This window comes from Nonomuraea deserti (assembly GCF_004348685.1).
Taxonomy (GTDB): domain Bacteria; phylum Actinomycetota; class Actinomycetes; order Streptosporangiales; family Streptosporangiaceae; genus Nonomuraea; species Nonomuraea deserti.
This window is the reverse complement of sequence record NZ_SMKO01000373.1, coordinates 1-2,815: the sequence shown is the minus strand read 5'-3', so window position 1 is coordinate 2,815 and position 2,815 is coordinate 1. Positions and strand designations below refer to the sequence as shown.

Genomic DNA, 2,815 nt, shown 5'->3' with positions numbered 1-2,815 from the left:
ATATGTGTATATGAGACAGGCCGGGCCGTGCTCCCGCGGCCGCCGACCGGCCGTCAGCCGGAGACCCGGGTCAGGCGCGACTTCATCTCGGTGCGCTCCAGCGAGCCGGGCGGGACGAGGACGACCGTGGCCCGCACCGTCAGCCGGGCCCGGATCAGCTCCTGGATCTCCTGCCGCAGCCGCTCCTGGTCACCCGGCTCCTCGCCGAGCTCGACGTCGACCCGCAGCGGCGGCTCCACCCGCGGTCCCGGGCCGGGCAGGACGACCTGCACCACGCCGTTCGTCCGGGGATGCAGGGTCTGCGCCAGATCGCGGATCGCCGTGGGGAACACGTTGACCCCCAGCACGATCAGCATGTCGTCGGTACGGCCCACGCACCGGATGAGCGGCGCCCCGTCACCGGCGAGCCCGGTCACCAGCACCCGGTCCCGGGTGCGGAACCGGACGAGCGGGCAGCACTCGCGGTCCACCGAGGTGTAGACGAGCTCGCCCGTGGCGCCCGGCTCGGGGTCGATCGGCTCGCCGGTGTCCGGGTCGATGAGCTCCACCACCACGTGCCGGCCGCCGGTGAACCGCATGCCGCCGGCGCCAGGAGGCTCGGCGAACAACACCGGCGCCATGTCCGCGTTGCCCAGGCCCTCGGTGACCCGCGCGCCCCACTCCTCCTCCATACGCCGCTGGAACGCGGGCTCGCCGCCCCCGGGCTCGCCCCCCACGAAGATCTTGGTGATGCCGAACTCCTTGGGGTCGCGTCCCAGCCTGCGTACGTACTCGGCCAGGTAGCGCACGTACGAGGGGGTGGCGTGCAGCGCGGTGACGCCCAGGGAGTCCAGTGCCTGCACCGCCTTGTCCGACGCCCCGGTGCCGATCGGGACCATCGTGCAGCCGATGTGCTCCAGCGCGTCCCTGATCGGCAGCCCGCCCACGAACAGCGTCAGCCCCGAGCCGTGCAGGACGACGTCCTCGCGCCGCGCGCCCATGGTCGTGAACGCCCGCGCCACCATCTCGGTCCACGCCTCGGCGTCACGCCGGGTCACCCCCACCCAGCTCGGCTTGCCGGTGGTGCCGGTGGAGGCGTGGACGCGGATCACGTCGACCATGTCCACGCCCGCGTGCCGGCCGAGCGGGGGCGAGTCCGTCTGGGAGTCGCGCAGGAGTTGCTTGTCCGTGAAGGGCAGCTTGCGCAGATCGTCGAGGGAGACCAGCGCCGACGGATCGACCCCGTGCCCGGCGAACAGGTCGGCGTAGAACGGAGAGCGCGCGGGCAGCCCGGCGAGCTGCGCGCGGAGCATCGCGGTGACCGTCTCTCGGTCCTCTGCCGCGACGAAGCCGGGTTTGATCACTGATGGTCCTTCCGGGGAAGTGGGAGTGCCGGTGCTCGGATCTGGCGGCGGAGGCACTCACGGGTGGCCCCCCGCCACGAAGCCGTGGCGAAGCGGCCGCGACGCATGAGTCGTGGTCGAGGCGATGCCTCTGAGCGATGGTCAGCGGTGCTTCACTATGCCCAGCGGGCCGGCTGACAGGCCACCTGACTTTCGCGTCGCGGAAAGCAAATGCGCGGCCGTGAACAGCGGGCATGATTGCTTTCCGTGACGCGAAATCCGCGTCGCATTCCCCTGCCGTCGCCGACATCCTGACAGCGAAACCCACCAGGAGAGAGGCCCCGTTTCGATGGCAGACACGGTACGCGCGGCAGTGCAGGTCGCCCCGAACACGATCGAGGTGCGCGAGTTCCCCCGTCCGGAGATCGGCCCGGACGACGGCCTGCTCCGCGTGGAGGCCAACGGCATCTGCGGCAGCGACGTCGAGATCTACAGGGGACATCTCGGGTCGATGGACCAGGAGAACCCGAAGCCGTTCGTGCCCGGGCACGAACCGATGGGCATCGTCGAGGAGGTCGGCGAGCGGGCCGCCGAGCGGTGGGGCGTCAAGCCCGGCGACCGGGTGGCCGTCGAGATCATCATCCCGTGCCACTCCTGCCGCAGGTGCCTGACCGGGAGTTACCAGTCGTGCCCCAACCGCAGGCCGGGCCACGGAGTCGCGTCGCTCGACGTGGCGCCGTCGTTGTGGGGCGGGTTCGCCGAGTACATGTACCTGTCGCCCCACACGATCCTGCACCCCATCGACCCGACCCTCCCTGTCGAGGTGGCCGCGATGTTCAATCCGCTGGGCGCGGGCGTGCGCTGGGCCTGCCACCTGGGCGGCGTGGGGCTGGGCGACACCCTGCTGGTGCTCGGCGCCGGGCAGCGCGGCCTGTCCGCGGTCATCGCGGCGCGGTCGGCCGGCGCCGGCACGATCATCGTCACCGGCCTGGAGGCGGACGCCCACAAGCTGGCCCTGGCGCACGAGTTCGGCGCCGACCACACGATCGTCGTCGACGGCGAGCGGGCCGAGGACACCGTGGAACGGGTCCGCGAGATCACCGGCGGCGAGATGGCCGACGTCGTGCTCGAGCTCACCCCGATGGCCGCGGGGCCGATCACGGACGCGCTGCTGTCGGCGCGGCACGGCGGCCGGGTGGTCCTGGCCGGGCTCAAGGGCCGCCGCGAGATCCCGCTGCGCACCGACCTGATCATCAACCGGGCGTTGACCGTGGTCGGCGCGTTCGGCGTGGACAACCGCGCCTACCGCGAGGCGATCGGCATCATCGAGTCGCGCCGCCACCCCCTGGAGAAGATGCACACCCACTCCTTCGGGCTGGACGACACCGTCCTCGCGATCGAGACCCTCGGCGGCGACGTGCCGGGCGAGGCCGCCGTACACGTCTCGGTCCACCCCAACTCCTGACCCGCCGCGTACGTCCCGGTCCCCCACG

2 protein-coding genes are annotated in these 2,815 nt (G+C 71.9%); one reads left to right on the top strand and one right to left on the bottom strand.

Translation table 11 applies throughout. The features are described 5' to 3' along the window. Nucleotides 1–53 precede the first annotated feature (53 nt). The gene (locus tag E1292_RS50025) at nt 54–1,343 is read right to left on the bottom strand and encodes a phenylacetate--CoA ligase family protein (protein ID WP_132606819.1); all 1,290 of its coding nucleotides are present in this window, start codon (nt 1,341–1,343) and stop codon (nt 54–56) included. Between the two features lie 328 nt (nt 1,344–1,671). Between E1292_RS50025 and E1292_RS50020 the strand changes: the two genes are divergently transcribed. After that, the gene (locus E1292_RS50020; protein WP_132606818.1) at nt 1,672–2,787 is read left to right on the top strand and encodes a zinc-dependent alcohol dehydrogenase; all 1,116 of its coding nucleotides are present in this window, start codon (nt 1,672–1,674) and stop codon (nt 2,785–2,787) included. Nucleotides 2,788–2,815 lie beyond the last annotated feature (28 nt).